General features: G+C 64.6%; 22 protein-coding genes. 9 read left to right on the top strand and 13 right to left on the bottom strand.

The window, feature by feature from the left end; all coding sequences use genetic code 11:
* The first annotated feature begins 69 nt into the window (after positions 1-69).
* From EYS21_RS18670 to EYS21_RS18650, 5 genes are all read left to right on the top strand, one after another.
* Positions 70-858, top strand: coding sequence for an IclR family transcriptional regulator (locus EYS21_RS18670; protein ID WP_131134740.1), 789 nt, complete (start codon positions 70-72; stop codon positions 856-858).
* A 142-nt stretch (positions 859-1,000) separates the two neighbouring features.
* Positions 1,001-2,146: a cupin domain-containing protein gene (locus tag EYS21_RS18665; RefSeq protein ID WP_131134739.1), complete on the top strand. Its 1,146-nt coding sequence runs from the start codon at positions 1,001-1,003 to the stop codon at positions 2,144-2,146.
* Positions 2,143-2,964, top strand: a complete 822-nt coding sequence (locus EYS21_RS18660; protein ID WP_131134738.1) for a fumarylacetoacetate hydrolase family protein — start codon at positions 2,143-2,145, stop codon at positions 2,962-2,964. The genes EYS21_RS18665 and EYS21_RS18660 overlap by 4 nt, the downstream gene beginning before the upstream one ends.
* Entirely contained in the window at positions 2,964-3,719 is a 756-nt protein-coding gene (locus EYS21_RS18655; protein ID WP_131134737.1) for a maleylpyruvate isomerase family mycothiol-dependent enzyme, read from the top strand. Before EYS21_RS18660 ends, EYS21_RS18655 begins: the two co-directional genes overlap by 1 nt.
* Before the next feature lie 48 nt (positions 3,720-3,767).
* Entirely contained in the window at positions 3,768-3,935 is a 168-nt protein-coding gene (locus EYS21_RS18650; RefSeq protein ID WP_207307820.1) for a hypothetical protein, read from the top strand.
* Between the two features lie 9 nt (positions 3,936-3,944).
* On the opposite strand, the gene EYS21_RS18645 is transcribed toward EYS21_RS18650, so the two are convergent.
* The gene (locus EYS21_RS18645) at positions 3,945-4,298 is read right to left on the bottom strand and encodes an MFS transporter (protein WP_242633499.1); all 354 of its coding nucleotides are present in this window, start codon (positions 4,296-4,298) and stop codon (positions 3,945-3,947) included.
* 485 nt (positions 4,299-4,783) lie between these two features.
* Here EYS21_RS18645 and EYS21_RS18640 point away from each other — a divergent pair, with 485 nt between their 5' ends.
* Together EYS21_RS18640 and EYS21_RS18635 are read left to right on the top strand one after the other, a co-directional pair.
* Positions 4,784-5,677 (top strand): hypothetical protein, encoded by an 894-nt coding sequence (locus tag EYS21_RS18640; RefSeq protein WP_131134736.1) that lies wholly within the window; start codon positions 4,784-4,786, stop codon positions 5,675-5,677.
* Positions 5,678-5,897: 220 nt separating this feature from the next.
* Positions 5,898-6,608, top strand: coding sequence for a BTAD domain-containing putative transcriptional regulator (locus EYS21_RS18635; RefSeq protein WP_131134735.1), 711 nt, complete (start codon positions 5,898-5,900; stop codon positions 6,606-6,608).
* A gap of 29 nt (positions 6,609-6,637) precedes the next feature.
* Here the strand turns inward: EYS21_RS18635 and EYS21_RS18630 are convergent, their stop codons facing one another.
* Entirely contained in the window at positions 6,638-7,309 is a 672-nt protein-coding gene (locus tag EYS21_RS18630; protein WP_131134734.1) for a response regulator transcription factor, read from the bottom strand.
* Positions 7,306-9,144 carry a histidine kinase gene (locus tag EYS21_RS18625; RefSeq protein ID WP_131134733.1) on the bottom strand — a complete coding sequence of 613 codons (1,839 nt, stop codon included), beginning with the start codon at positions 9,142-9,144 and terminating at the stop codon, positions 7,306-7,308. Before EYS21_RS18625 ends, EYS21_RS18630 begins: the two co-directional genes overlap by 4 nt.
* Before the next feature lie 299 nt (positions 9,145-9,443).
* On the opposite strand from EYS21_RS18625, the gene EYS21_RS18620 reads away from it, so the two are divergent.
* Complete coding sequence (locus tag EYS21_RS18620) at positions 9,444-10,670, top strand: S8 family serine peptidase (protein WP_131134732.1); 1,227 nt, start codon at positions 9,444-9,446, stop codon at positions 10,668-10,670.
* A 516-nt stretch (positions 10,671-11,186) separates the two neighbouring features.
* Here the strand turns inward: EYS21_RS18620 and EYS21_RS18615 are convergent.
* On the bottom strand, positions 11,187-11,756 hold the full coding sequence (locus EYS21_RS18615; RefSeq protein WP_131134731.1) for a VOC family protein: 570 nt from the start codon (positions 11,754-11,756) through the stop codon (positions 11,187-11,189).
* 248 nt (positions 11,757-12,004) lie between these two features.
* On the opposite strand from EYS21_RS18615, the gene EYS21_RS18610 reads away from it, so the two are divergent.
* Positions 12,005-13,495, top strand: a complete 1,491-nt coding sequence (locus EYS21_RS18610; protein WP_131134730.1) for an SLC13 family permease — start codon at positions 12,005-12,007, stop codon at positions 13,493-13,495.
* A 4-nt stretch (positions 13,496-13,499) separates the two neighbouring features.
* On the opposite strand, the gene EYS21_RS18605 is transcribed toward EYS21_RS18610, so the two are convergent.
* From EYS21_RS18605 to EYS21_RS18565, 9 genes are all read right to left on the bottom strand, one after another.
* Positions 13,500-14,570: a sugar-binding domain-containing protein gene (locus EYS21_RS18605; RefSeq protein ID WP_131134729.1), complete on the bottom strand. Its 1,071-nt coding sequence runs from the start codon at positions 14,568-14,570 to the stop codon at positions 13,500-13,502.
* A complete protein-coding gene (locus tag EYS21_RS18600; RefSeq protein ID WP_242633498.1) occupies positions 14,524-15,054 on the bottom strand; it encodes a gluconokinase in 531 nt (176 codons plus the stop codon). The genes EYS21_RS18605 and EYS21_RS18600 overlap by 47 nt, the downstream gene beginning before the upstream one ends.
* Entirely contained in the window at positions 15,051-16,166 is a 1,116-nt protein-coding gene (locus tag EYS21_RS18595; RefSeq protein ID WP_131134728.1) for an L-idonate 5-dehydrogenase, read from the bottom strand. Before EYS21_RS18595 ends, EYS21_RS18600 begins: the two co-directional genes overlap by 4 nt.
* Positions 16,166-16,936, bottom strand: coding sequence for an SDR family oxidoreductase (locus EYS21_RS18590; RefSeq protein ID WP_131134727.1), 771 nt, complete (start codon positions 16,934-16,936; stop codon positions 16,166-16,168). Before EYS21_RS18590 ends, EYS21_RS18595 begins: the two co-directional genes overlap by 1 nt.
* Positions 16,933-17,931: an NAD(P)-dependent oxidoreductase gene (locus EYS21_RS18585; protein WP_278184756.1), complete on the bottom strand. Its 999-nt coding sequence runs from the start codon at positions 17,929-17,931 to the stop codon at positions 16,933-16,935. The genes EYS21_RS18590 and EYS21_RS18585 overlap by 4 nt, the downstream gene beginning before the upstream one ends.
* Positions 17,932-18,017: 86 nt before the next feature.
* Complete coding sequence (locus EYS21_RS18580; protein WP_207307819.1) at positions 18,018-19,163, bottom strand: substrate-binding domain-containing protein; 1,146 nt, start codon at positions 19,161-19,163, stop codon at positions 18,018-18,020.
* A gap of 85 nt (positions 19,164-19,248) precedes the next feature.
* On the bottom strand, positions 19,249-20,355 hold the full coding sequence (locus EYS21_RS18575) for an ABC transporter permease (RefSeq protein WP_131134726.1): 1,107 nt from the start codon (positions 20,353-20,355) through the stop codon (positions 19,249-19,251).
* 7 nt (positions 20,356-20,362) lie between these two features.
* Positions 20,363-21,868, bottom strand: coding sequence for a sugar ABC transporter ATP-binding protein (locus EYS21_RS18570; RefSeq protein WP_131134725.1), 1,506 nt, complete (start codon positions 21,866-21,868; stop codon positions 20,363-20,365).
* Between the two features lie 142 nt (positions 21,869-22,010).
* Positions 22,011-22,811 (bottom strand): IclR family transcriptional regulator, encoded by an 801-nt coding sequence (locus EYS21_RS18565; RefSeq protein ID WP_207307818.1) that lies wholly within the window; start codon positions 22,809-22,811, stop codon positions 22,011-22,013.
* Between the last annotated feature and the right edge of the window lie 198 nt (positions 22,812-23,009).

The raw sequence follows: 23,009 nt of genomic DNA, 5'->3' as shown, positions 1-23,009 counted from the left end.
AATTCTGATGTGCAGAATCATCCAGCAACCTCGGCCGCATCGAAATCTCCGCGGAAGGCAGCGCAGAAAATGCCCGCGCAGAAGCGGCCCACGTATTCCATCGAGGCGGTGGACAACGCTTTGCAGCTCCTTCAGCTGCTCCGCGACGGCGGGACGCTGAGGCTCAAGGACGCCGCCGAGGAGCTGGGCGTGGCGCCTTCCACCGCCCACCGCCTGCTGGCGATGCTGGTTTACCGGGGTTTCGCGGTCCAGGATGAAACCCGCCGCTACGTGCCCGGTCCGGCCATGGGCGTCGGGCCCGCCGGACTGAGCTGGACCAGGCTGCTCCGCTCCCTTGCCCAGCCGCACATGGAGCTGCTCTCCGCGCAGCTCAACGAGACGGTGAACCTGATGGTGCGGGTGGGCACCAAAGTCCGTTTCCTGGCCACCGTGGAAGGAAGCAATGTACTGCGGGTGGGCGACCGGCAAGGAACGGTCATGCCGGCCAACCGGACCTCGGGCGGCAAGGCGATGCTGGCCGAACTCGAACCCCAGATGATCGACCAGCTCTTCCGCAGCAACAACGCCGAGATCGGCGGGGACACCATCCCCGACGCAGAGTACCCGGCGTTCGTGCGCGAGCTGGAGTCCATCCGCAGCAACGGCTTCGCGGCCAATTTCGAGGGGACCGAGGAGGGCGTCAGCGCCCTCGGCATGTCGCTGCACAACAGGCACGGGCACGTGGTGGGTGCGCTCAGCGTCGCCACGCCGGCTACCCGGTTCCGCAAAGTGTTCGACGGCGGCCTGGTCGCCGCCCTGCGTGAAACAACCCGCCAGCTGGAGATCGACATCGCGGCCAACCCGGCCGAGCCGGACTGAGCATCCTTTGATCCTGCCACGCTGCCCACCCGCTGGACCCGTCCCTAAATTCTGGCTGCCAGAATATGCTGGGAGTCACACATTTGCGTCCTTAGAGTCGAGCTACGCCAAAAAACTGTCTTGACCTATCGAGGAGGCCCACGTGTCCATCAGCGCCGAGAACACAACGCATGAATCTGTTGCTGCGAGTCATGCGTTGCCGGAGCCGACGCCGGAGGAGGCTGCGCAGCTTGCAGACTTGTACCGGGACTTTGAGGCGGAGAACCTGATTCCGTTGTGGACGGAGATCGGGGATCTGATGCCGATGGTCCCGTCGCCGAAGGCGGTGCCGCATGTGTGGCGGTGGAGTGATTTGTATCCGTTGGCCGCCCGTGCGGGGGATCTGGTGCCGGTGGGGCGGGGCGGGGAGCGCCGGGCGATTGCGTTGGCGAACCCGGGCCTGGCCGGGACCCCGTATGCGACGCCGACGTTGTGGGCCGCGATCCAGTACCTGGGCGCGCATGAGACGGCCCCGGAGCACCGTCATTCGCAGAACGCGTTCCGTTTTGTGGTGGAGGGTGAGGGGGTGTGGACGGTGGTGAACGGGGATCCGGTGGCGATGCGCCGCGGGGATTTCCTGCTCACGCCGGGCTGGAACTTCCACGGTCACCACAACGACACCGACCAGGCCATGGCGTGGATCGACGGGCTGGACATCCCGTTTGTGCATTACGCCGACGCCGGGTTCTTCGAGTTCGGCACCGAACGCGTTACCGATGAGGCCACCCCGGATATTTCCCGGTCCGAGCGGCTCTGGGCCCACCCGGGCCTGCGACCGCTCTCCGGGCTGCAGGACACGGTCAACTCCCCGATCGCGGCGTACCGGTGGGAACACACCGACGCCGCCCTGACCGAGCAGCTGCTCCTGGAGGACGAGGGCCACCCGGCCACGGTGTCCCAGGGCCACGCCGCCGTCCGGTACACGAACCCGACGACCGGCGGGGACGTGATGCCCACCATCCGGGCCGAGTTCCACCGCCTCCGGCCCGGCGCCACCACCCAGTCCTTGCGTGAGGTGGGTTCCAGTGTGTGGCAGGTCTTCGAGGGCACCGGCACCGTCACCCTGAACGGCGAAGCCAAGGCCCTGGCCAAGGGTGACCTGTTCGTTGTGCCGTCCTGGCAGGAATGGTCCGTGACCGCAGACGCTGATGCCCCGACAGGGTTTGATTTGTTCCGTTTCAGTGACGCCCCGATTTTTGAGCGCCTGAGCTTCAACCGCACCTACACCGAAGGACCCAAGAACGCATGAGACTCCTCACCCTCCGCACCCCTGTTGGAACGACGGCGGTCCGCCAGGACGGCGATACCCTGACCGAGATTCCCGGGTTCGCCGACGTCGGGGCGCTCCTGCAGGACCCCGCCTGGGAAACCACGGCTGCGGCGGCCAACGGCGCAACGCACGCCCTCGGGGGCGCGGACCTCGCCCCGGTCGTACCCTCCCCGGGGAAGATCATCTGCGTGGGCCACAACTACCGCAACCACATCAAGGAAATGGGCCGGGACGTCCCGGAATACCCCACCCTGTTCGCCAAGTACACCGAATCCCTGATCGGCCCCAACGATGACCTGGCGTTGCCGCCCGAATCCGGGACCGTGGACTGGGAAGCCGAACTCGCCGTGATCATCGGCAAAACCGGCCGCCGGATCAGTGAAGCGGACGCGGCGGAGCACATCGCCGGGTACGCGGTCCTGAACGACATCAGCATGCGGGATTACCAGTTCCGCACCGTCCAGTGGCTGCAGGGCAAAACCTGGGAGAAGTCCACCCCGTTCGGGCCCGCCCTGGTCACCAAGGACGAATTCACCGCCGGCCTGATGACCTCCGCCGTGGACGGCGAGATCCAGCAGAGCACCCCCACCAACGACGTGGTGTTCACCCCCGAGCTCCTGGTCTCCTACATCTCCACCATCATCACGCTGAACCCGGGCGACGTGATCGCCACCGGCACACCCGGCGGGGTAGGCCACGCCCAGGACCCCAAACGCTACCTGCAGGAAGGCCAGCTCCTTCTCACCACCATCGAAGGCCTGGGCCAGCTGAAGAACCGCGTCATCAAGGAAGCCTGATGGCAGCCCGCACCGACCAAACCACCGACCCGCGCCTGCAGGAAGACCTCCTGCAGGCCCGGCGGGGTACCGCGTTCTTCGCCCGGAAACTCAACGAACTCACCGACGCCGACCTGGACGGGCCCTCGCTACTGCCGGGCTGGACCCGACGCCACATCACCGCGCACATCGGCTACAACGCCCGCGCCATCGCCCGCCTGGTCGAATGGGCCGCCACCGGGATCGAAACACCCATGTACTCCTCCCCCGAAGCACGGAACCAGGAAATCAACTTCGGCGCCACCCTGTCCCCGATCGCGCTGCGGAACCTCTTCGACCACTCCGCGGTGCACCTGTCCGTCGAATGGCGCGACCTGCCCGAAGAGGCCTGGCACCATGAGGTCCGCACCGCACAGGGCCGGACCGTCCCCGCGTCCGAAACCGTCTGGATGCGCACCCGCGAAGTCTGGATCCACGCCATCGACCTCAACAACGGCGCCACCTTCACCGACATCCCCACGCCCGTCCTCGAACGGCTCCTGGCAGACATCACCGGTACCTGGCACACCCGCGGCACCGACACCGGACTCCGGATCAACGCCACCGGCACGGACCTGACGTTCGGCGACACCAACACCGCGGACCCAACGACCATCACCGGCCCCCTGCCCGCCGTCGTCCAATGGGCCACCGGCCGCGGCACCACCGGCGTCACCGCCACCGGCCCCGGCGCTGCGCCAAACCGCATCGTTCCGGCCGCCCCGAAATGGATTTGAGCCGAGGCCGTAAATACAGAGTCGGCTGTCATCTCCGGTTCGATCGCCTTGTCCATCCTCACGATTCCCGCGGCCGGCTACGTCTCCGACGTCACCGGCCGGAAGCGGACTGTGCTGATCTCCTCTGTGGGATGTTCACTCACGCTCTTCGGGTACCTCTGGGCGATTTCGACGGCGGACGTGCTGATGAGTGCGGTCTTCGCCTTCCTCCAATGAGCCTGTTCTTCAGCTGCTACAACGGGGTGTGGACCTCGTTTGCTCGGCGGGCAGCAGCGCCAACGTCAGGAACACGATGGTGGCCAGCGAGCAGCCCACGGCGTAGCCGACCATCACGAAGCTGGTGAAGAATCCGCGCTTACCCACCGGGGAATGTTCAACGGTCAACGTCGAGGCGCCGGCAGATTCGGCGCCCGCGGAGAAGCCCTGGACCACGCGGAGGACAACCAGCAGCACCGGGGCCAGCAGCCCTACCTGGTCGAAGGTCGGCAGAGAGCCGATGGCGAACGACGCCACGCCCATCATCGCCACTGTGGCCAGCATGACCCGCTTGCGGCCGAGGCGGTCACCGAAGTGCCCCATCACCGCCGCGCCGACGGGCCGACGGGCCGGGCAATGTACCCCACGGCAAACGTGGTGAACGAAGCAATCAGGGCCACGGTGGGGTCGCCCGAAGGAAAGAACAGCACGTTGAAGACGAGGACGGCTGCGGCACCGCATTCGAAGAAGTGGTCACCGGATCAGATCGGTGAAAGTGTCCTTTCCACCCGCCACTAAGTGACAGGCAGGCGTGCCGCGGCCACCCACAAAGTGACGGCCGCCACGGCATCTGTATCCACGGTAGAGGTGTGCCCGGGCGCGCAGTGTTCCAATGTGAAACAGCCTCCGAGTTGCCGCCGAGGAATCCGGCAGCATGCCGGCAGGCGCTCCAGAAACCTCAACGCTCCCGCCGACCAGGTAACAGTCCGATAACCCGGCGGTTCATATTGTGAAGTCACCGCCTCCACTCAGGCCCACAGGCCATCACAAGCGGTACCTCACCGATCAGATATGGGAGAAGAAACACCGTGAAAAAGATCAAAACAGAAATCGACAAAGTCCTCGAACAGCTCGTGGCCGACCGGCGCGAAGAGGTCATCCGTTTGCAGACCAGTCAGGCCAGCCGCCTGCGGGAACTTGAAAGCAGGGGACAAACCCGGCTGTCCCAACTGCAGGACAACTTGCCAGGTGAATTGGGAGAGGCCTTCAAAGCCCAGGAGCGTTCGCACGAGGAACAAGCCGAGCAGACCCTCCAACTGACCACCTCACTGAGCAAGGAACTGTCCGCCGCGTCTACCTCGATAGAGCAGACCACGCTGCACCCGGGCGTTGGTGCAGCACTGACCGCCAGTGCGGCTGCCGTCGGCTGGCTTACCCCCTATTACGGGACGCTGCACGGTTCCAACGGCACCGTGTACTGGCAGGGCTACAACCCCGGCACCATAGATGCCTCGGTATATGCCAACGGATCAGGATCGGGCCTGTTCGGTACCGGCGCGGGATCCTTCACGGTCTACATGGACTGGTGGTTCACCTACAGGGCACCGGAGAACCGCAACTACTCCCATTCGGTGTCGGTTCCCTTTAACGGTTTCTACATCGTCCGGGCCGATGACGGGTTCTGGGACTCGAAGGAAGCCCATGCACGAATCGACCTCTCAGCCGTTGGCTACCAATACAACTACAAAGCCACGGGCACCGCCAACGTCCTTGATGTCCGCGATGACAACATCAACGTCAACGATCGGTTCGACGGGTGGCGGAACATCTACTATTCGGACCTGCTGGGAGCCGACCAGGCCTACCTGCGCGTCACGGCCTCCCTCTACGTCTACGCCCGGGGCGGCGGCTCCACCGCCCAGCTGAACTTCAGCGACGGTTCCGCGAACCACCTCGGCGTTCCCTGGGTCTACGTGAACTGATATGTAGGCCTACGGCAGCCACCAGCCGGCCCACAGGAACGGCGGAGCAACAACGTTCTTCCGCCGTTCCTGTTCGCTGTCCAGGACGGTACGGGATGAAGGGCCGCGTCGGGCATGGAGGGCCGCTGAAGCCGTTAAGTGATAGCACGGAAGCGCCATTCCGGGGTCCCGAGCAGACTGAAAGGACAATTTCACCACCGAAGTTACAAAGGATCCGGCAATGACAGACAATATGTGGACTTTGAATCTTTTGGGCTGCTGGCAGTTACGGCGCCTCGGCCAACCGGTGCAGGTCGCGAGCCGGCAACGCCGGCTGATCACCGCACTGGCCATTGTTGGGCCACGACCGCGTACGGCCGTCGCAGGGCTGCTCTGGCCAGACAGCACCGACCGACAGGCGGACGCCAGCCTACGGGTGGCACTGTGGCACGTGGCCCACGAACTCCCGGGCCTGCTGCGGGACGCACAACACCTGCTGGCACTGGACCCATCAGTGGCCGTTGACTTCCACGGCGTGCAGCACTCGCTCACACACGCATACGCGGAGCCCGTCCCGATCGAGGCCTTGCGGACCGGAGAACTGCTGCCGGGATGGTACGAGGACTGGGTCATCAGCGAACAGGAGCGTTTCCGGCACCTGAGGGTCATGGCCTTGGACGCAGCAGCAGAACGGGCCCTCGCCGAAGGCGATGCAGACACGGCCGAAACAGCGGCGCTGGCCGCAGCCAACCTCGAACCCCTGCGCGAGCGCTCGGTGGTTCTGCTGGTTCGGGCTGAACTCGCCGCCGGTAACATCAACGGGGCCCAACGTTCGTATCGCCGATTCCGCAGTCTCTGCCAGGACACGTTTGGCCTTGAGCCCGGTTTCCAGTTAAGCCAGTTGATGCGCTCGGAGCTGCAGGCGCGCGTTTCGGCCCTCGTTCCATCCTGACAATCGGGGCCAGCTGCGCGGGTCCGCGATCAGGGCCGGGGATCGTGCCCGGCGCGCAGGTACGTCAGGACGGCGAGCACCCTCCGGTGGTCCTCCGGCTCAGGATGAAGTCCGAACTTGAGGAAGATGCTGCGGACATGTGCCTCCACGGTACGCTCGCCCATCAGCAGGGCCGACGCTATTCCCGTGTTCGTGCGGCCCTCGGCCATCAACGCCAGTACGTCCTTTTCCCGGCCGGACAGTTCCTGGCTGTAACGGTCTGCGGCCCGTGGCCGGGAGACCATACGAGTGACCAGGTCCGGGTCGATGGCGGTTCCTCCGGTGGCAACCCGCTGCAGTGCGCCCAGGAACTCATCCACGTCCGACACCCGTTCCTTCAGGAGGTACCCCAGGCTGCGGGCGCCGTTGCACAACAGGGCCATGGCGTTGTCCGTTTCGACGTACTGGGAAAGCAGCAAGACACCGGTTTCCGGGTGGTCCCGCCGGATCTGTTCCGCCGCCCGGATGCCCTCAAGGGTGTACGACGGCGGCATCCGGATGTCGACCACCGCCACGTCAGGCCGGTGGGTTACCACCAGGTCAAGCAGGCCCTGAGCTTCGGAAGCCTCCCCGACGACGTGGAGGCCTTCCGAGGCCAGCAGCACCGCCAGTCCACGCCGCAGCAGGGCCGAATCATCCGCGATCACCACACGCAGCGTCACGGCAGGGACCGCTCGGCGTCATTGACGAAAGGCAGTACTGCGGTGATCGTGGTTCCCCGCCCGGGCGGGCTGGTAACAGTCAGGACGCCGCCCAAAGCTTCCGCGCGGTCTGTGAGGCCGAGCAGGCCACCGGCAGGTCCAAACCCGGCCCCGCCGCGCCCGTCGTCGGTAATAGTCAAGAAGAGTTCCTTTGTGGTGCTTGTCAGGGAAATGGCCATGGAAGTGGCCCCCGCATGCTTGAGTGTGTTGGTGACCGCTTCGGCGCAGATGAAATAGGCGGCCAGCTCCACCGTGGGTGGCGGCCGCAGCGGAAGGTCGGCCTTGACTTGGATGGGCAAGGCCGCGCGTTCAGCCAATGCAGTCACGGAAGCGAGGAGACCGCGTTCGCGCAACGACGGCGGGTACACCCCATGTGCCAGCTCCCGCAGCTCGGCCAGGGCCTCATTAAGGTCCTGGCCCGCCTGCTCCACGAGGAAGCGCATGTCATTCGGATCCTGTACCCGCCGTGCTCTCGCCAGCGCCATGGCGACGGCCACCAGCCGCTGCTGGGCGCCGTCGTGCAAATCCCTCTCCAGCTGGCGCCTGCGGTCGTCCCCGGCCGTGACAATGCGTTTCCGGGAGCGGCTGACCTCGATCAGCTGTTTGCGCAGCTGCTCCTCCATATGCTGGTTTTCGAGGGTGAGTGCGGTTGCGCTGCTGAGGGCGGCGAGGAGTTCCGGTTGATCTTTGAGCGTCTCGTCAAAGACCAGCGCGCCGAAGGGCCTGCCACTGCGTTCGAGGACAATCGCAGCCCTGCCTGATGTGCCTGTGGGCAGGGCCTGTCGGCGCCCGTCGTCGTCCAGGAACTGTTCAGCTTCGGCGGACCAACGCCACAGCTGCAGGGTGGGATCGTGAACGGAGCGGCGCAGGACGCGGATCAGCCTGTTGCTTACCGGTGCCGCGCCGATTTCGACCATGACCTCACTGAGGGCGCCCCGGGCAAAGCGGTAGCGCCATAGTCCGAACAACACCGCAAAGGGCACCACCGCCGTCGCGGGATACTGCCACAACAGCGCCGCCGGCGAAAGGGTCCCGGAGAGCTGCACTACCGCCAGGGACACCCAGATGGTTGCAGCGGTCTTCAGGATGACAGCCAGCCATAGTGGCAGGAATGAGGCTCGATAAGCCGGCGTCCCGGAACGCCACCGTGCTACCAGGACAGCCACAACCGCAAGGCCCACGCAGATTTGGAATACCCTTGCCGCGTTGCCGATTCGGTTGGTGATCTCCGCACTGTTCCACACCAGGAACAGGTTCTGCGAGGTTGAGACGTGCCCGAGAATCTGTTCGCGCGGGTCGAAGAAGGCCCACCCGGCAATCGCAATGAATAGCCAGGAGGCAAAGAAGAACGTCACGAACCGTCTCTCCCACGCGCTGCGCAGGACGCCTCCCGGAAAGCACAGTGCCAGCTGCAGCAACGGCGGCTGGTACATCAGGGTCATTGTCACCCCAAGGGTGAAGGCAAGCGGATTGCTGGACAGGCGAAGACCGGCAGTGAGCCACATCCATCCCGACACCACCAGCAGCAACCCCGGATTCCTGTTGGGCCTGGTATGCCATGCAGTGACGCCTGCTGCTACGAAGGCCAGTCCGACGGCGAAGAACAGCAGCAGTTCCGGAACCGAAAACGGCGTCCGGTGGGGATTCTGGCTCCAGCGCAAGACCCCTTGCGCGTTCAGAAACAAGGTGCGGGCGGGGTCAGTCACGGCAGCCGGAGACCAGTCGACATTGACCAGCACCAAAGCCACCAGGGCAGCCGTTGTGGCCAGCACTGTGCAGAGCTGTCTAAAAGTCATACAGGTGGCCAGGCGCGACTGGCGTTATTATCCATGCCCAATCCCAACCATTCGCTTACCCAGCCCCACGGGATAGATCTTCAGCACACGGGGACTCATGCTTGCACCACGGCGTTACTGGAGCGTTACTGGAGCGTCCGTGCGAAGCCCCTTTCGACCGATAACGCCGCTGTAACACCGCCAGCGGTAAACCTTGAACCATGTCGAAGCGTCCGTCGACAAAATTTGATGCCTGTCATACCTGCGGTCCACGCGCCTAGGGCGCCATCACGGCCAAATAGAGGTCAAAGGAGCTTGAAATGTCCGAACGGCTCAACCGGAAGATCGTCATATTGCGCGCCCCTGCCCTGCGCGCCACGCGCGACCCCTTTGACGGGCCGGGTGCCTCGGGGCTTGAATCGGCCGTCCAAAGCATCGCTGAACGGGCTGTGGGGATGACAGTGGAGAGGGACGACAACCCCTCAAGCTCAACTATCAACGCTTTGAGGAACGATCCCACGGTCCTCGGCTTCGCACCAGCGATGCCAATGAAACTCATCGAACCCCTCGATGCAGACGCGGCACCGGCCGCTGCCGTGACGTGGGGCGTCAAGGCCGTGGGCGCAGACACCTCTCCCTTCACGGGCACCGGAGTGACCATCGCGGTGCTGGACACCGGCATCGACGCCGACCATCCCGCCTTCGCCGGCGTCGACCTTGTCACAAAAGATTTCACGGGCGCCGGCAGCGCCGAGGACGACAACGGCCACGGCACGCACTGCGCGGGCACAATCTTCGGCCGCGACCTCGCGGGCCAGCGGATCGGCGTCGCCCGCGGCGTCCAGAAAGCCCTCATAGGCAAGGTCCTCGGAGGCCCGAACGGCGGCAGCAGCGATATTCTCGCCTCGGCAATGCTGTGGGCAGCCGACAACGGCGCCCACGTCATCTCCATGTCCTTGGGCATGGACTTCCCAGGCTGGGTGGACGAGCTGGTCACGGTAAACGGTCTGACGATCCCCGCAGCCACATCGATCGCCCTCGAAGGCTACCGCGCCAACGTCCGGCTTTTCGAACAGCTGGCCAACCTTCTCAACGCCCGCGCCTCAGTCGCCCAGACCACAATCATCGTCGCCGCCGCCGGCAACGAAAGTGAACGCGCCGGCAATCCCGCTTACGAGATCAACGTTGCCCCGCCCGCGGCGGCGTTCGGCATCACATCCGTGGCGGCCTTGGCCGACGGCGCCGGCGGACTCACCGTGGCACCGTTTTCCAATACCATGGCGACCGTGGCCGGTCCCGGCGTCGGTGTTTTCAGCGCCTGGCTCAACGGCGGCACCAAGACCATCAGCGGAACCAGCATGGCGACCCCGCACGTCGCCGGCGTGACAGCACTTTGGGCCGAACGGCTACTTGCGCAGGGACCACTGAGTCCTGTGCTCCTGCAGTCCAAATTGATCGCCTCCGGAACGTTCAAACCACTCAAGGCCGGCACGGATCCCGTGGACGTTGGCGCGGGCTTGATCCAGGCACCAACGAATAACAACTAGGTCAACCTCACGGCGAGGTCCCGAATCACCAACTACACCCCAGCCTCGGCCACCAACGCCATCCTGGAGGCGGCGGATCAAGCCCCTCGACGGGGCGTGGATTCTAGGAAGCCGCCTATCCGACCTTCGAAGGGATGCTGCTTCCCTTGCCCGCGAGGGCATGACGGCGGAGGTCACGGCCATGGCCGCAATACCCCATCGCCAACTGCTGTTCGGGTGGAGGCCCGGCAGGACTATGCCCGCTTTTGCTATGTCGTCCTTCTACGCACTCCTCAGGAGCCTGACCGCAGCCTGCGGTAGCCCCGCTGTGGCGGAAAGCGCACTGGTGACATATCAGAGCACCCCGCACAATGCCGCCACTCCCCTCGTCACCGCAGAGATGAACTTTGGGCCCGACAGGCACTACCGGCCGGCGGCGCGGCTTCCCAATGGATCCGCAGCACCGGCGGGTGCCCGGAGCGATGCACGCAGAAGATCAGTTACCAGCAGCCGGGCCATGGGCCCTACGCCCGTAACTTATTCCGGACAGGACAATCCATGCTTGACCCGCGGATCAAGGACGTGGTGTCCGGGAGCGACCGGGACCGCTATCCCCAGATCGAAAATTTCCATGCGTCGCGCGTGGCCGGACTGCGGAGTGTGCTGGTACAAAAGCTCAATGACATGGCCGTCGGGGTCGGCGATGTAGATCTGCTCAACGTAGTCGTCACGGACGCGCGGCCCACCCACCCGTTCAAGTCCGCGTTCGCGCATCACTGCGAGGAACGGCTCAAACGAATCCACCATGACCGCGAAGTGATGGCAGAGGCCCGTGCGCAGTTCCTCACTACCCCACTCCGGAGCATGGCGGGACAGCCGTCCTGGCTCGGATTCCTGGACTACGTGGACTTCAACATCGCCGTTATGGAAGTACGCTCCGTGGAACACAAAGTCTGTGGGCCGGTGTATCTCCTCGAATCCGAGGACGTTGACGTAGAAATCCCTGGTGCCGGCAATGTTGGAGACAACAAGGCACACATGATGCATGCTCATGGTTCGTGCGGGCAATTCCTGGGCGCGGGACTTGAGGAGCTGGCTTTGGCGCATGGAGGGCCCTTCTGTTCGGCAGCCTCGTCCATGAGGCTGGCGTGGAAATCGAACCTCCAGTATTGGTGCCTCTGCAGAAAAATCGCAGGCTGAACGAACAAACTGGCGGGTATTGGAACGAATGTTCAGGTTCCCTCGGATTCATTGACCGGCGCATCCGGTGCCGGGTTGGATCAGGTCGGCCCGAAAACCTAATTCAGTGACGTGCAGGCCTAGCCACCGTCACCGTTTTGTCGCGAAGGAGCGATATGTACCCGATCTGGTATTCCATGACGATGGTGGTCCTCAGCATCATTGTCCTGTTTTTCATGATTGTGAAACTCAAGATCCACCCCTTCATCACCATGACGGTTGTCGCCGTGGGCCTTGCCCTGGCGATGGGCGTGCCGCTCATCGATCCCAAAACAGGCATTTTCGCCGTGATGGAGCCTGCCATGGGCAAGCAGTTGGGCCATATGGTCCCGCTGATTGCGCTGGGCTGCGTGATTGGCGAAATCATCCGCCGCTCAGGCGGCAGTGAAGTGCTGGGCGAGAAGATGCTCCAACGCATCGGAACCAAACGCGGCCCCCTTGCCATGACCATGTGCGGGCTCCTGGTCGGCAGCACCATCTTCTTCGACACCGCCGTGATCCTGCTGGCGCCCGTGACCATCGCCGTCGCCCGCCAGTCCCGGAAGTCCATTATCTTCTTCGCCATCCCGATGGCGATCGCCGTCCTTGGCATGCACTCCATCATCCCGCCGCACCCGGGGGCTGTAGCCATCGCCACTGCCCTGAACGTGAACTTCGGGCTCCTGATCATGTACGGGATGCTCGCGATGCTGCCCGGCGCGGGCATCGCCTTCCTGTATTCACAGTGGGTGGCCCGGAAACTGACCGCCAACGGCACCATTGATCTTGACGCGGAGTACGACGGCGGCACCTCCACCGAGGTTACGACGCCGGCGCCCGCAGGCGGTCCCGCGGCCGGGGAGCCCGCAGGCAGCGGTCCAGTTTCCACCGCAGTGGCGACTGCACCTGCCCGGTCGAACACTTTGACCGCCCTGGAAGGGCACGAGCGTCCCGGCGTCGGAAAACTGCTGTTCGTCCTGTTGCTGCCCATTGTGCTGATCCTCATCCAGACCCTCGCCGGCTCCGTGCACATCGGCGGACCTGCCCAGACGGTACTCGACGTCCTGGCATTCCTTGGCACCCCCTGGCTGGCGCTGACCCTCACCGTCTTCTGTGCCTACGCACTGCTGCTGACGCCGGGGGTCCGGCGCGGAGAGAGCATCTCGTTCTTCGGGATGCAGGGCATGAAACCGGTGGGTGAAATCCTGGTCTCCACCGGCGGCGGCGTTGCGTTCGGCTCCATCATTGGTGCCTCTGGCGTAGGCAAACAGCTCCTGGACACCCTGGCAGAGATCCACCTTCCGCTGGTGCTGTTCGGTTTTGTGCTCGCAGCAATCCTGCGGGCAACACTGGGAACGACGACGGCGGCAGTCACTTTTGTTGCCGTGCTGCTGGCCCAGTCGTTCGACACAACGAGCCTGAACCCCAGCCAGCTCGCGCTGCTGGCGGTGGGAGTGTCCGCGGGCGGCATGTGCCTGTCCAACTTCAACGATGCCGGCTTCTGGGTGCTTTCCCGCTACTTCGGCATCAGCGAGCAGGTCATGCTTAAAACCTGGACCGTGGGAGTCACCATCATGGGCTGCGTGACCGCGGCCATCGCCTCACTCCTCTGGCTCGCGGTGTCCTGACGCCCTAACCGCGCAGGAGCAGGGATAGCAACGCAGCGGCGGTGGTGTGGTCCGTGACCAGTTCCGAGACCATGCCACCGCTGATGGCAGCGGCAATAGGGACCACCTTGTGGGCGCCGGCGGCTACGGCGATTCGTTGGGGGACGCTCGGCAGTTCGTCGGCCCCAATTCCCAGCACCAACGGCGCGATGCCGGGTTCAACCGGCGAACCGTCCATCCGGAGAAAGCGTCCGCACAAATGGCCCACAGCACCCTGCAGCTCAAGCCGGGCGAGTTCCGGGACAGGGACAGGACTGTAGACGCCGGTGCCATCGAAACGCTGCATGGATCCAATGCCAACCAGGGCAACCTCGCAACGCGTCCCAAGCGCCAGCGCTTCCCGGACCGGTTCCGAATCCAGGGCAGCATCGAGGGCTGTGGCGGACCGGTACACGAAGGGCGCGGGCAGTGCCCGGAAGGCCGCCCCCAAGCGCGTCGCAATCAGCTGGGCGGTGTTGGGTCCGCTCCCATCCACCAACCGGCCGCCCTCCCCGGCTTTCACGGCGAGGCCGGGGCGGCTGCCCTGCGGGCACCCCAGAAGATCAACCACCGTCAGGTCAGGCCGGTGGGCAGCGGCAAGGGAATCCACCACCGACGACAACGACCGGCTCGACGCGACGCCCAGAAGCCGGGTCGCCGCGAGCTGCGACTCCAAATACCGCGCCGCCACGTACCCCAGCCTGCTCGAGGTTCCATACAGGGCACGGGGCTTGCTGGTGGCCACGACACAGCGGCGCAGGCCGGTCTGCCGCCGTAGTTGCGTCTCCAGTTCCCGGACACGGTCCACTGGCGGCCCGATCCTGAACTGGACAACGCCCCGTGCGCGCGCCTCCGTCAGGAGGCGCGACACACTGGGGCGTGAAAGGTGCTCAGCTGCGGCGATATCGTTTTGCAGCATGCCGTCGACGAAGTAGCGGCGGGCTACGCGTCCCAAAAGCTCGTCGTGCAGGTCCTCTTCCGCCCGGCCCACGGCGCTCAGCCCGGCGAGGTCAAGGCTGCCGGGCGGGAGCGGGCGCCTGGAGCGCGCTTCGGACAAGGCCCACGGCTTCCGCCACCGTCAGCTCCGCCGGAACCCGGATATGCGCCTCGTCCGCCGCCGGTGGTTCCAGCGTCGCAAGCTGGGAGGCCAGAAGCGTTGCGGGCATAAACTCGTGCTCCCGCGTTTCGAGCCGGTGCGCGATGGTGTCCGCCTCACCGTCAATGTAAACCAGGACCAGGTCAGGCACGTGGCTCCGCAACAGATCGCGGTAGGAGCGTTTGAGCGCCGAGCAGGCAACAACACTCGGCTCTCCGTCGCGGACGCCGCCGGCAATGGTTGACCCAACCACCCCCAGCCACGGGATTCTGTCCGCATCAGTCAGCGGAATACCCGCTGCCATCAGCGCCTTGTTCGACGTCGGATGAAGGTCATCGGCATCGATGAAGGCAATGCCGAGGCTCTCTCCGAGCGCTGCACCCAGGACGCTCTTTCCGCTTCCCGACACACCCATGACCACCATGGGGCGGATCGCCACGTTCACAGGGCACTCCAATCACCTGTAGGGAGCGGCACAGTTCCCAGCGCCACCGGAGCGAAGCTCAGCAGGACCTTGCCGGACCCGGCCGAGTCCTTGGCTGTTTCGAACGCCTCAAGCCCGCGTTCCAGGGGGAAGACATGGGTAACGACGGGGTCAACAAAAAGGGAGCCGTCAGCCAGCGCTGTGATGACGTCGTCGATCTCGTCATTGAACCGGAACGAGCCTTTGAGGTCCAGTTCCCGGGTGATGGCCAGGGAGATCAGGACCGGCTGCGGCCCTGACGGCAGGAGGCCGACCATCACGACCTTCCCGCCGCGGGCGGCGCCCTGGATCGCGGAGGCCAGGCCGTGGTGGCTGCCGGAGGATTCAATCACGACGTCGGCCTGAACGGCCGCGATCGCCTCCACATCAGTGGCCATCAGGACCTCGTCCGCTCCGACGGCCTGTGCGATCTCCAGCGGCCTGGGATGCATGTCGACGGCGGTGATCCGGGCCGCGCCGGCGCGTTTGAGCACCGCAACGGTCAGGGCGCCGATGGGGCCGCTGCCGATCACGAGGGCAGTCTTCCCCCGAACGTCACCGGCCCTTGAGACTGCGTGCCAGGCCACGCTGGCGGGCTCGATCAGGGCCGTCGTGCGCAGGTCCAGGCCATCCGGCAATACCCGCAGCATCCGGGTTGGAAGGTTGGCATACCGGCTGAACGCGCCGTCCGTGTGCGGGTAGCGGGCCGCACTGCCCAGGTACGTGCAGCCCGGTGAAAGGTTGGGCCGGTCTTCGGGGTATTTGACGACCCCGGGGCCTGGGCCGGGGCCGGGGGTTGCTGGATGCACGGCAACGGCGGAGCCCTCTGCCGGGCCCGTTCCGTCTGCCGCGGCGCGGACCACCACGCCCACGATTTCGTGTCCGAGCACCATGGGCGCTTTCAGCACCGACTCTCCGGCCGCACCGTGCAGCCAATAGTGCAAATCTGAGCCGCAGATCCCGCCATAGGCTATTTCGACAACAGCCTGGTCGGGATGCGGCGGCACCAAGGGAATGTCCTCAATGCGGAGGCCACCGGCGGCGTGGGCCACTACGGCCAGCCCCGACTCGGGGAGTGTTATGTTCGCGGGCATCAGACCACCACCGTCATTCCGCCGTCGATAAAGATCGTCTGCCCGCTCACAAAATCCGAGCCGGCCGAGGCCAGCCACACCGCAGGCCCGGCCAGGTCCTGCACCGTGCCCCACCGGTGCGCCGGCGTCCGCCCCAGGATCCACGCATTGAACTGCTCATCATCCACCAGGTTCTGCGTCATCTCGGTGTGGATGTAACCCGGCGCGATCCCGTTGATCTGCAACCCCGAACCCGCCCACTCGGCGGTCATGGCACGGGTCAGGTTCCGCAGCCCGCCCTTCGCCGCAACATACGGGGCGATCGTCGGACGGGCCAGATCGGTCTGGACCGAACAGATGTTGATGATCTTCCCGTGGCCCCGGCGGATCATGTGCCGGGCAGCCTCCCGCCCCACCAGAAACGCGCTCGTCAGGTCCGTGGAAATCACCCGCTCCCAATCCTTCACGTCCAGGTCAAGCATCGGCACCCGGTGCTGGATCCCGGCATTGTTCACCAGGATCTCCAACGGCCCCACATGCTCCTCCACCCACCCAACACCCCGCGCCGCCTCAGCATCGGAGGTGACATCAAAGGCGATACTGTGCACCCGGCCCGGCGCATACTCCGCAGCCATCGCCGCCGCCGCGTCCTTGAGCCGCCCGGCATTAATGCCGTTCAGCACCACCGTCGCACCGGCGTCGGCCAACGCCCGCGCCAAAGCGTTACCGATCCCCCTGCTGGAGCCGGTCACCAGGGCAACCTTCCCGGTCAGGTCAAAGAGTGAGCTCATGGTGTTGTCTCCTGGGCAGTGGCTGTCGTGCGGGCTGCTGTACCGGGTACTGCTGCGGTGTCAGCTCCGGCAGCGCTAAGGTTGGCGATGGTTTGCCGCACCACCGCCAGGTCCAGATCGCCCAGTCCCTGGTCCTTGAGTTCACCGTAAAGTGCAACGGCGGCCGTCGCCATCGGCACGGTGGCACCCGCAGCGGCGGCGCTTGCCAGCACAAAGGAAAGATCTTTGTGCATGAACTTCGCCGGCCCGGTGGGCGCATAGTCCTTGGCGGCCAGGCGAGGTCCGACGAATTCGAGCACCCTGCTCGCCGCAAGGCCGCCGGAAAGCACTTCAAAGAGGGATTCGACCTCCATGCCGGAGCGTTCGGCGAGTTCGGCGGCCTCGGCAAGCGCCGCCGTCGTGGTTCCGACGATCAGTTGGTTGCACGCTTTGGCCAGGGACCCGGAACCGAGTTCGCCCAGCCGCCTGACCATGGTGCCCATCGCCTCGAGGACCGGCCGGAGCCGCTCAAAATGCTCAGCCGGACCGCCGGCCATGATCGCCAGCGTGCCGTCAACCGCCCCGGCTGTGCCTCCGCTGACCGGAGCGTCCAACACGGTGGCGTTCCCGCCGCTGGCTTCGGCGACGGCAAGGCCGAAAGCCTTGACACCTACCGGCGAAACGCTGCTCATGACCACCACAAGCGTTCCTGGCCGTGGCGGCGCCAACCGCCATTCAGCGAGGAGGCCGGCGGAGGCCTCCTCGATGAATGACAGGTCAGGGAGCATAAAGATGATCACCGGCTCGTCCCGGAGGGCTGCGACGTTCTTGACGCGCGCTCCCCCGAGGCGAACGAAGGCATCCACGGCAGCAGTGGAACGGTTCCATGCTGTGACCGACCACCCCGCCTTGAGCAGATTGGCGGCCATGGGGGCACCCATGAGCCCCAGTCCGACGAAGCCGGCACTGCGTGGAACGGTGGTGCCATTCGCCGGGCCGGTGGCCTGCGGGGTGATGTTGTTGTTCAATTTCCAACCTTGGTTCCCGGGCCGGAGCCCGTATTTACATTAGCGAAGGGATAATTTCCCGAAAGTGCCCCGGTTTACTTACCCCAGATTGCGCGGTAAGCGTCCTGGTAGCCTGCTGGATCCCAGGCATCCGTGGCAGTGGTGTTTTCTTTGGTGGACACGTGGATCTGAGGCACGTAGCCGCTGGCGGGCTGGCCGCTGAAGGCGCGGTTGAGCTCGTCCACGATTTGCCAGCCCTCGGACTTCAGCGGTGACGGGACGGTTGCGGCCTGGTAGTCATCGGCCTTGATGCGCTGAAGTGCTGAGGAGTCACCGTCGCCGGCCCCCACGTTGAAGGGTGCGCCGCCTGCCTTCACGCCGCCTGCCCGCAAGGCGGCGGCAGCGTTTTCGTAGTAAACGTCATTGATGGCCACCGAGTACGTCCAGGCTTCGTTGTGCTTGCTCAGCAGCGAGGATACTTCCTGCGGCATCCGGGCACTGACGTCCGAGAGCGGGACATTGTCATATTCCAGGACCTTGATCCCGGAACAGGTTTCCAGTTCCTTCCTGATCATCTGTGATTTGCCTTCGGCGAACGGGATGGAGGAGTCCGTGAAGATCACGACGCCGGCGTTGCCGTTCGATTTCGCGATGACGTAATCGGCGCTGATTTTGGCGACGTCTTCAACCTTCGTGGTGATGTTGGTGAACAGCAGCGGGTCGGTGCTGGGGCCCGGCGTTGAAAGGGCCTGCCAGGCGGCCAGCGGGATCTTGGCAGCGTTCGCCTCCGCGACCTGGGCTGCCGTGGTCTTGGGATCAAAACCGCCGATAACGATGCCGTCCGGCTTGATGGTCAGGGCCTGGCTGAAGGCGCTTTGGATCCCCGCCGGGGTTCCGAGGCCGTCGATGACCTTGACGTTCCAGCCGATGGCTGCGGCCGCTTCCTGCAGGCCCTTTGCCACCCCGGCCACGCCGGGGTTGGTCATGGACTGGGCCACGTAGACCAGCGTCTTTCCGGATGCAGCCGTAGGGCCCGTCGTGGGGCCGTCCCACGGTGTGTCCGATTTGGACGCCGCGTCTACGGCCTTTTGAGCGGTGGCGACGACGTCGGCACAGCCGCTGTCCCCTGCAGCCGTCGCGCCGGCGGAAGCTGATTCGGAAGAGCCGCTGGTGCAGGCTGTGAGCCCAAGGGCCATGATGGCGCCGGCGGCGAGCAGCAGCCGGGGAGCGGAGTGGTTCATGGTGAAGCCTTTCAGTCAAGGGGGAAGTGCCTGAGGTGGTGCCTGTTCAGTTCTTGGGTGTGATGGGTCAGTGGTGCCGGTCAGGCTAGAGGGCGGTGATGGCAGGGGCCGGCGGAAGCGCAGCGGTAGTGGCAGGTCCCGCGGGAGCCGAGGGCCCGGCGTCGTCCGCTTTGGGCAGTGTGGGCGGCGGGGCGGCCACCGCCCCGGCCCGGAGTTTGCGGCGGGCGGAGTATCCTGCCAGGCCGACGGCGATTAGCAGGGTGACGCCGTTGAAGAGCGGGGTGACCCAGAACTGGGCGCCCAGCTGGGAGATGCCGGCCAAGCCGATGGCCAGCGTGATGACCGCTACCAGGGTCCCGATCACGTTGGCGCGTCCGGGCTTGATGGCTGTAGCTCCCAGCAGTGCTCCCACAAAGGCTGGCAGCAGGTAGTCCATGCCGACGCTGGGGTTTCCGATCTGCTGCTGGGAGGCGAGAAGCACCCCGGCCACACCGGTGACCACGGCGGAGAAGGCGAAGGCGTAGATGGAGTACCTTTTAGTCGGAATCCCCATCAGGGCCGCTGCCCGCGGGTTGGAGCCAAGTACGTAGAAGTAGCGTCCCAGCGGAAGCCGTTCAAACAGGATCCACAGAATCACCGCGACGATCAGCAGGTACACCGCGACAATCGGAACTCCGGCGATCTTGGAGTCGTAGAGGTCCTTGAAGGAGACGGGCAGGCCGCCGTCCCCCGGCACGACGCGCGCACCGTTGGTGATGGCTCCGGTGATGGCGTACAACACGGTTCCCGTTCCCAGGGTGGCAACGAAGGAGTCGATCTGCCCGAATTCGACCAGGAGGCCGTTGACCACTCCCACCAGTGCCATCACCCCGATGGCCACCAGGGCGGCTATGCCCCAAGGCATGTTGCCGTCCACGATCAGCTTGAGGACGATCACGTGCGAGAGCCCAAGGCCATACCCGATGGAGAGATCGAATTTTCCGGTGGCGATGGGGATCATGGCTCCCAGCGCCAGCAGTGCAGGGATGGCCTGGTTGCTGAGGATGGCGTTGAAGTTGCGGCCTGAGAGGAAGGTCTGCGGGAGGATCAGGGCGAATACTGCGAACAGTACCACCAGGATCAGGACGAGGCCGTAGGGCCCGAGGAGGTGGGCCGCGCCGCCGCGTTGGCGGCTGGTCTTTAGCTGGGTCATGTGAGGATTACTCCGAAGTGAGAGCAGCACCGGAGGCCGCCGCAGTGAGGTTTGAAATGGTCAGGTCAGCGCCGGATAGCTCCGCGGTGACGGTTCCCTGGACAAAAACGAGTGCACGGTGGCAGACGTTGGCGACTTCTTCGAAGTCGGTTGAGATCATCAGGACTGCGAGTCCGGCCGCGAGGGACTCTTCCAGGAGGGTGTAGATGTCGGCTTTGGCGCCGACGTCCACGCCGGCGGTGGGTTCCTCGAGGATGATGAGTTTCCTCCGTGTACTGAGCCACCTGCCGATCATGATTTTCTGCTGATTGCCGCCGGACAGCGTGGCGATTGCTACTTCGGTCAATGCCGGCCTGACGCCGTACCGCTCGACGAGCTGGCCTGCCAATTCCCGTTCCTTGCGGGGGCGGGTCCACGCGAACGGGTTCTTGGAACGGATCCCCGGATTGGGCAGGAAGTTCTCCCGCAGCGACAGCTCCGGAGCGCAGCCCTCTTCCATCCTGTTGCTGGTGACGAAACCGACGCCTGCGTCCACGGCTTCTGCCGGTGTCCGCGGGTGGTAGTCGGTCGAGTCGAGCCGGGCGCTGCCGGACGTTATCCTGTGCGCTCCGGCCAGGGCGCGCCCCAGCTCCATGTGCCCGGCACCGGTCAGCCCCACCATGCCCACAACCTCGCCTGCACGGACCGAAAAGGAAATGGCCTTTGTCTGCGGGGTGCTGAGTTCTTCGACGACCAAACGTTCCGCCTCCGGCTGGATGCCGTTGCCCGAGGTATAGCTGACTGGTTTGTGGCCGACGATATCCACCACGAGCTCGCGCGGGGATTTCCCGGCGATGGGACCGCTGTGGATGAGCCGGCCGTCCCGCAGCACTGTGACGGTGTCCGAGATGGCGAAAACTTCGTCGAGCCGGTGGCTCACGTACAGCAGCCCGTGCCCGTTGCTTCGCAATTTCTCCAGCACGTCAAAAAGCTTGCGGGAATCTGCTGCGGGAAGGCTGGCAGTGGGTTCATCCAGGACGATCACAGAGGCGTTCGAAGCCAGCGCCCTGGCGATGGCGACCAGGGATTTGTCCGCCCGTGTCAGTTCTGAAACGTACCGGTCGGGTTCGAGGTGCGAGGCCACGGTCTGGAGTGCCTCCGCGGCGTCGTCGCGGACCTGGCGCCAGGAAATGAAGCCACCCGAGCGGCCAAAGCCGGTACCCAGCGCAATGTTCTCGGCGATGGTCATCGAGTCCACCAGGCCCAGGTCCTGGTGAATGAAGGCCATGTTCTCGGTAGCTTCCGGTGTTCCCAGCAGGTGTCCGCCGACGGTGACACTGCCGCTTGTGAGGGTGTACAGCCCTGACAGGATTTTGATGAGGGTGGATTTGCCCGCGCCGTTCTGACCGAGCAATGCGTGGATGCTGCCGGCATCCAGCGTCAGGTCGACGTCCTGTAAGGCCGCGTTGACGCCAAAGCGCTTTGATAATTTTTCGATCTGGATCAGCGGCACCGCGGGAGAGGTGAGTCCCATGTTCGCTCCTTGCAGCCCCAGTGCTGCGTAAATTTCTGGGTGGGTCACCAATGACCCTCTGACCAATATCTTGTACTAAGACCAACATATTGGTCAAGAGCCGATTTGAAGTGGCACCTTGGAGCGAGCTGAAAATAGGGCGTCAGAGCGACTGTGCACTCAACGGGTTAGCCAAAGCGCGCGCGATCTGCTGCAGTTCGGAAACGATTTCTCCATGGTCCAGCTCATCAGCCCGGGCCTTGAGCAGGGTGGCGCTGATGGCGAACTGCGCAGGCTCACCCGGAAGATTCACTACGGGCACGGCAAAGCAGACAACACCGATATTGGTTTCCTCGTCATCCATAAAATAGCCCCGCTGCCGGGAACTGTGCAGCTCAGCCATCAGCTCAGGCAGGCTCGTCAGGGACTTGGCCGTGAAGGGCACAAATGTCTTGCCGCGGTACCGGTCCTCCACCACCGCCTCTGGCAGGGTGGCCAGCACCGCCTTGCCGGTCGCAGTAACGTGGGCAGGGAAACGGTCACCGATGTTGGCAGTTAGGCGGATGGGGTTAGTGCCCTCATATCGCGCCAGATAAAGCACATCGGTGCCATCCAGCAGGGCGAGCCGCGCCGCCTCGCGGGAGATGAGCCTGGAGCGGCGGCACAACGCATAAAACTCTGCGAGCTGGTCTGCCGAGCGGAGGTAATCGCCCGCCAGGGACAAGATCCTCCGGCCCAGGGTAAGGCGGCCGTCCGAGCGCCTCAGCATGCCTTCGCCTTCAAGCGCTGCGCAGATGTTGGCGGTGGAAGACTTGGCCAGATTCATGGACTTGGCCAGTTCGGGAACGCTCGCACCCGCCTGTCCCGCCGCCGCAACCAGTTCCAATATGGCCATCCCGCGGGTAATCGCGGGAACCGAACCCTGCGCGTTGGCGCCAACTTCAGTCGCTGTCTCTGCCGTCATGTTTGACTTCCCCATCCGTGAATAATTGGTGATGCTGTCCAAAATCTTGACTTTATGCCAGTATATTGGTTTATCATTGCGGAGTCACCCCCTCCCAGTCCCCATCAGGAACCGGTGGCACCTTTTTATGGCCCCGGGACATTCTTTCAGGCGTCCTGCCCGTGTTCCCGGACGGCCCCCATTTTTCAAGGAGTACAC

This window comes from Arthrobacter sp. S39 (genome assembly GCF_004320525.1).
Taxonomy (GTDB): domain Bacteria; phylum Actinomycetota; class Actinomycetes; order Actinomycetales; family Micrococcaceae; genus Arthrobacter.
The sequence above is the reverse complement of the archived record's forward strand: the minus strand, read 5'-3'. Positions and strand labels throughout refer to the sequence as shown.

Excerpts from the sequence above, each read along its gene's own strand:
- EYS21_RS18610 (WP_131134730.1), top strand. The coding sequence starts at position 12,005 with ATGTACCCGATCTGGTATTCCATGACGATGGTGGTCCTCAGCATCATT.
- EYS21_RS18565 (WP_207307818.1), bottom strand. The coding sequence starts at position 22,811 with ATGACGGCAGAGACAGCGACTGAAGTTGGCGCCAACGCGCAGGGTTCG.
- EYS21_RS18645 (WP_242633499.1), bottom strand. The coding sequence starts at position 4,298 with ATGGGGCACTTCGGTGACCGCCTCGGCCGCAAGCGGGTCATGCTGGCC.
- EYS21_RS18620 (WP_131134732.1), top strand. The coding sequence starts at position 9,444 with ATGTCCGAACGGCTCAACCGGAAGATCGTCATATTGCGCGCCCCTGCC.
- EYS21_RS18595 (WP_131134728.1), bottom strand. The coding sequence starts at position 16,166 with ATGCCCGCGAACATAACACTCCCCGAGTCGGGGCTGGCCGTAGTGGCC.
- EYS21_RS18575 (WP_131134726.1), bottom strand. The coding sequence starts at position 20,355 with ATGACCCAGCTAAAGACCAGCCGCCAACGCGGCGGCGCGGCCCACCTC.
- EYS21_RS18590 (WP_131134727.1), bottom strand. The coding sequence starts at position 16,936 with ATGAGCTCACTCTTTGACCTGACCGGGAAGGTTGCCCTGGTGACCGGC.
- EYS21_RS18570 (WP_131134725.1), bottom strand. The coding sequence starts at position 21,868 with ATGGGACTCACCTCTCCCGCGGTGCCGCTGATCCAGATCGAAAAATTA.
- EYS21_RS18670 (WP_131134740.1), top strand. The coding sequence starts at position 70 with ATGCCCGCGCAGAAGCGGCCCACGTATTCCATCGAGGCGGTGGACAAC.
- EYS21_RS18615 (WP_131134731.1), bottom strand. The coding sequence starts at position 11,756 with ATGCGCCAAAGCCAGCTCCTCAAGTCCCGCGCCCAGGAATTGCCCGCA.
- EYS21_RS18655 (WP_131134737.1), top strand. The coding sequence starts at position 2,964 with ATGGCAGCCCGCACCGACCAAACCACCGACCCGCGCCTGCAGGAAGAC.
- EYS21_RS18580 (WP_207307819.1), bottom strand. The coding sequence starts at position 19,163 with ATGAACCACTCCGCTCCCCGGCTGCTGCTCGCCGCCGGCGCCATCATG.
- EYS21_RS18660 (WP_131134738.1), top strand. The coding sequence starts at position 2,143 with ATGAGACTCCTCACCCTCCGCACCCCTGTTGGAACGACGGCGGTCCGC.
- EYS21_RS18625 (WP_131134733.1), bottom strand. The coding sequence starts at position 9,144 with ATGACTTTTAGACAGCTCTGCACAGTGCTGGCCACAACGGCTGCCCTG.
- EYS21_RS18635 (WP_131134735.1), top strand. The coding sequence starts at position 5,898 with ATGACAGACAATATGTGGACTTTGAATCTTTTGGGCTGCTGGCAGTTA.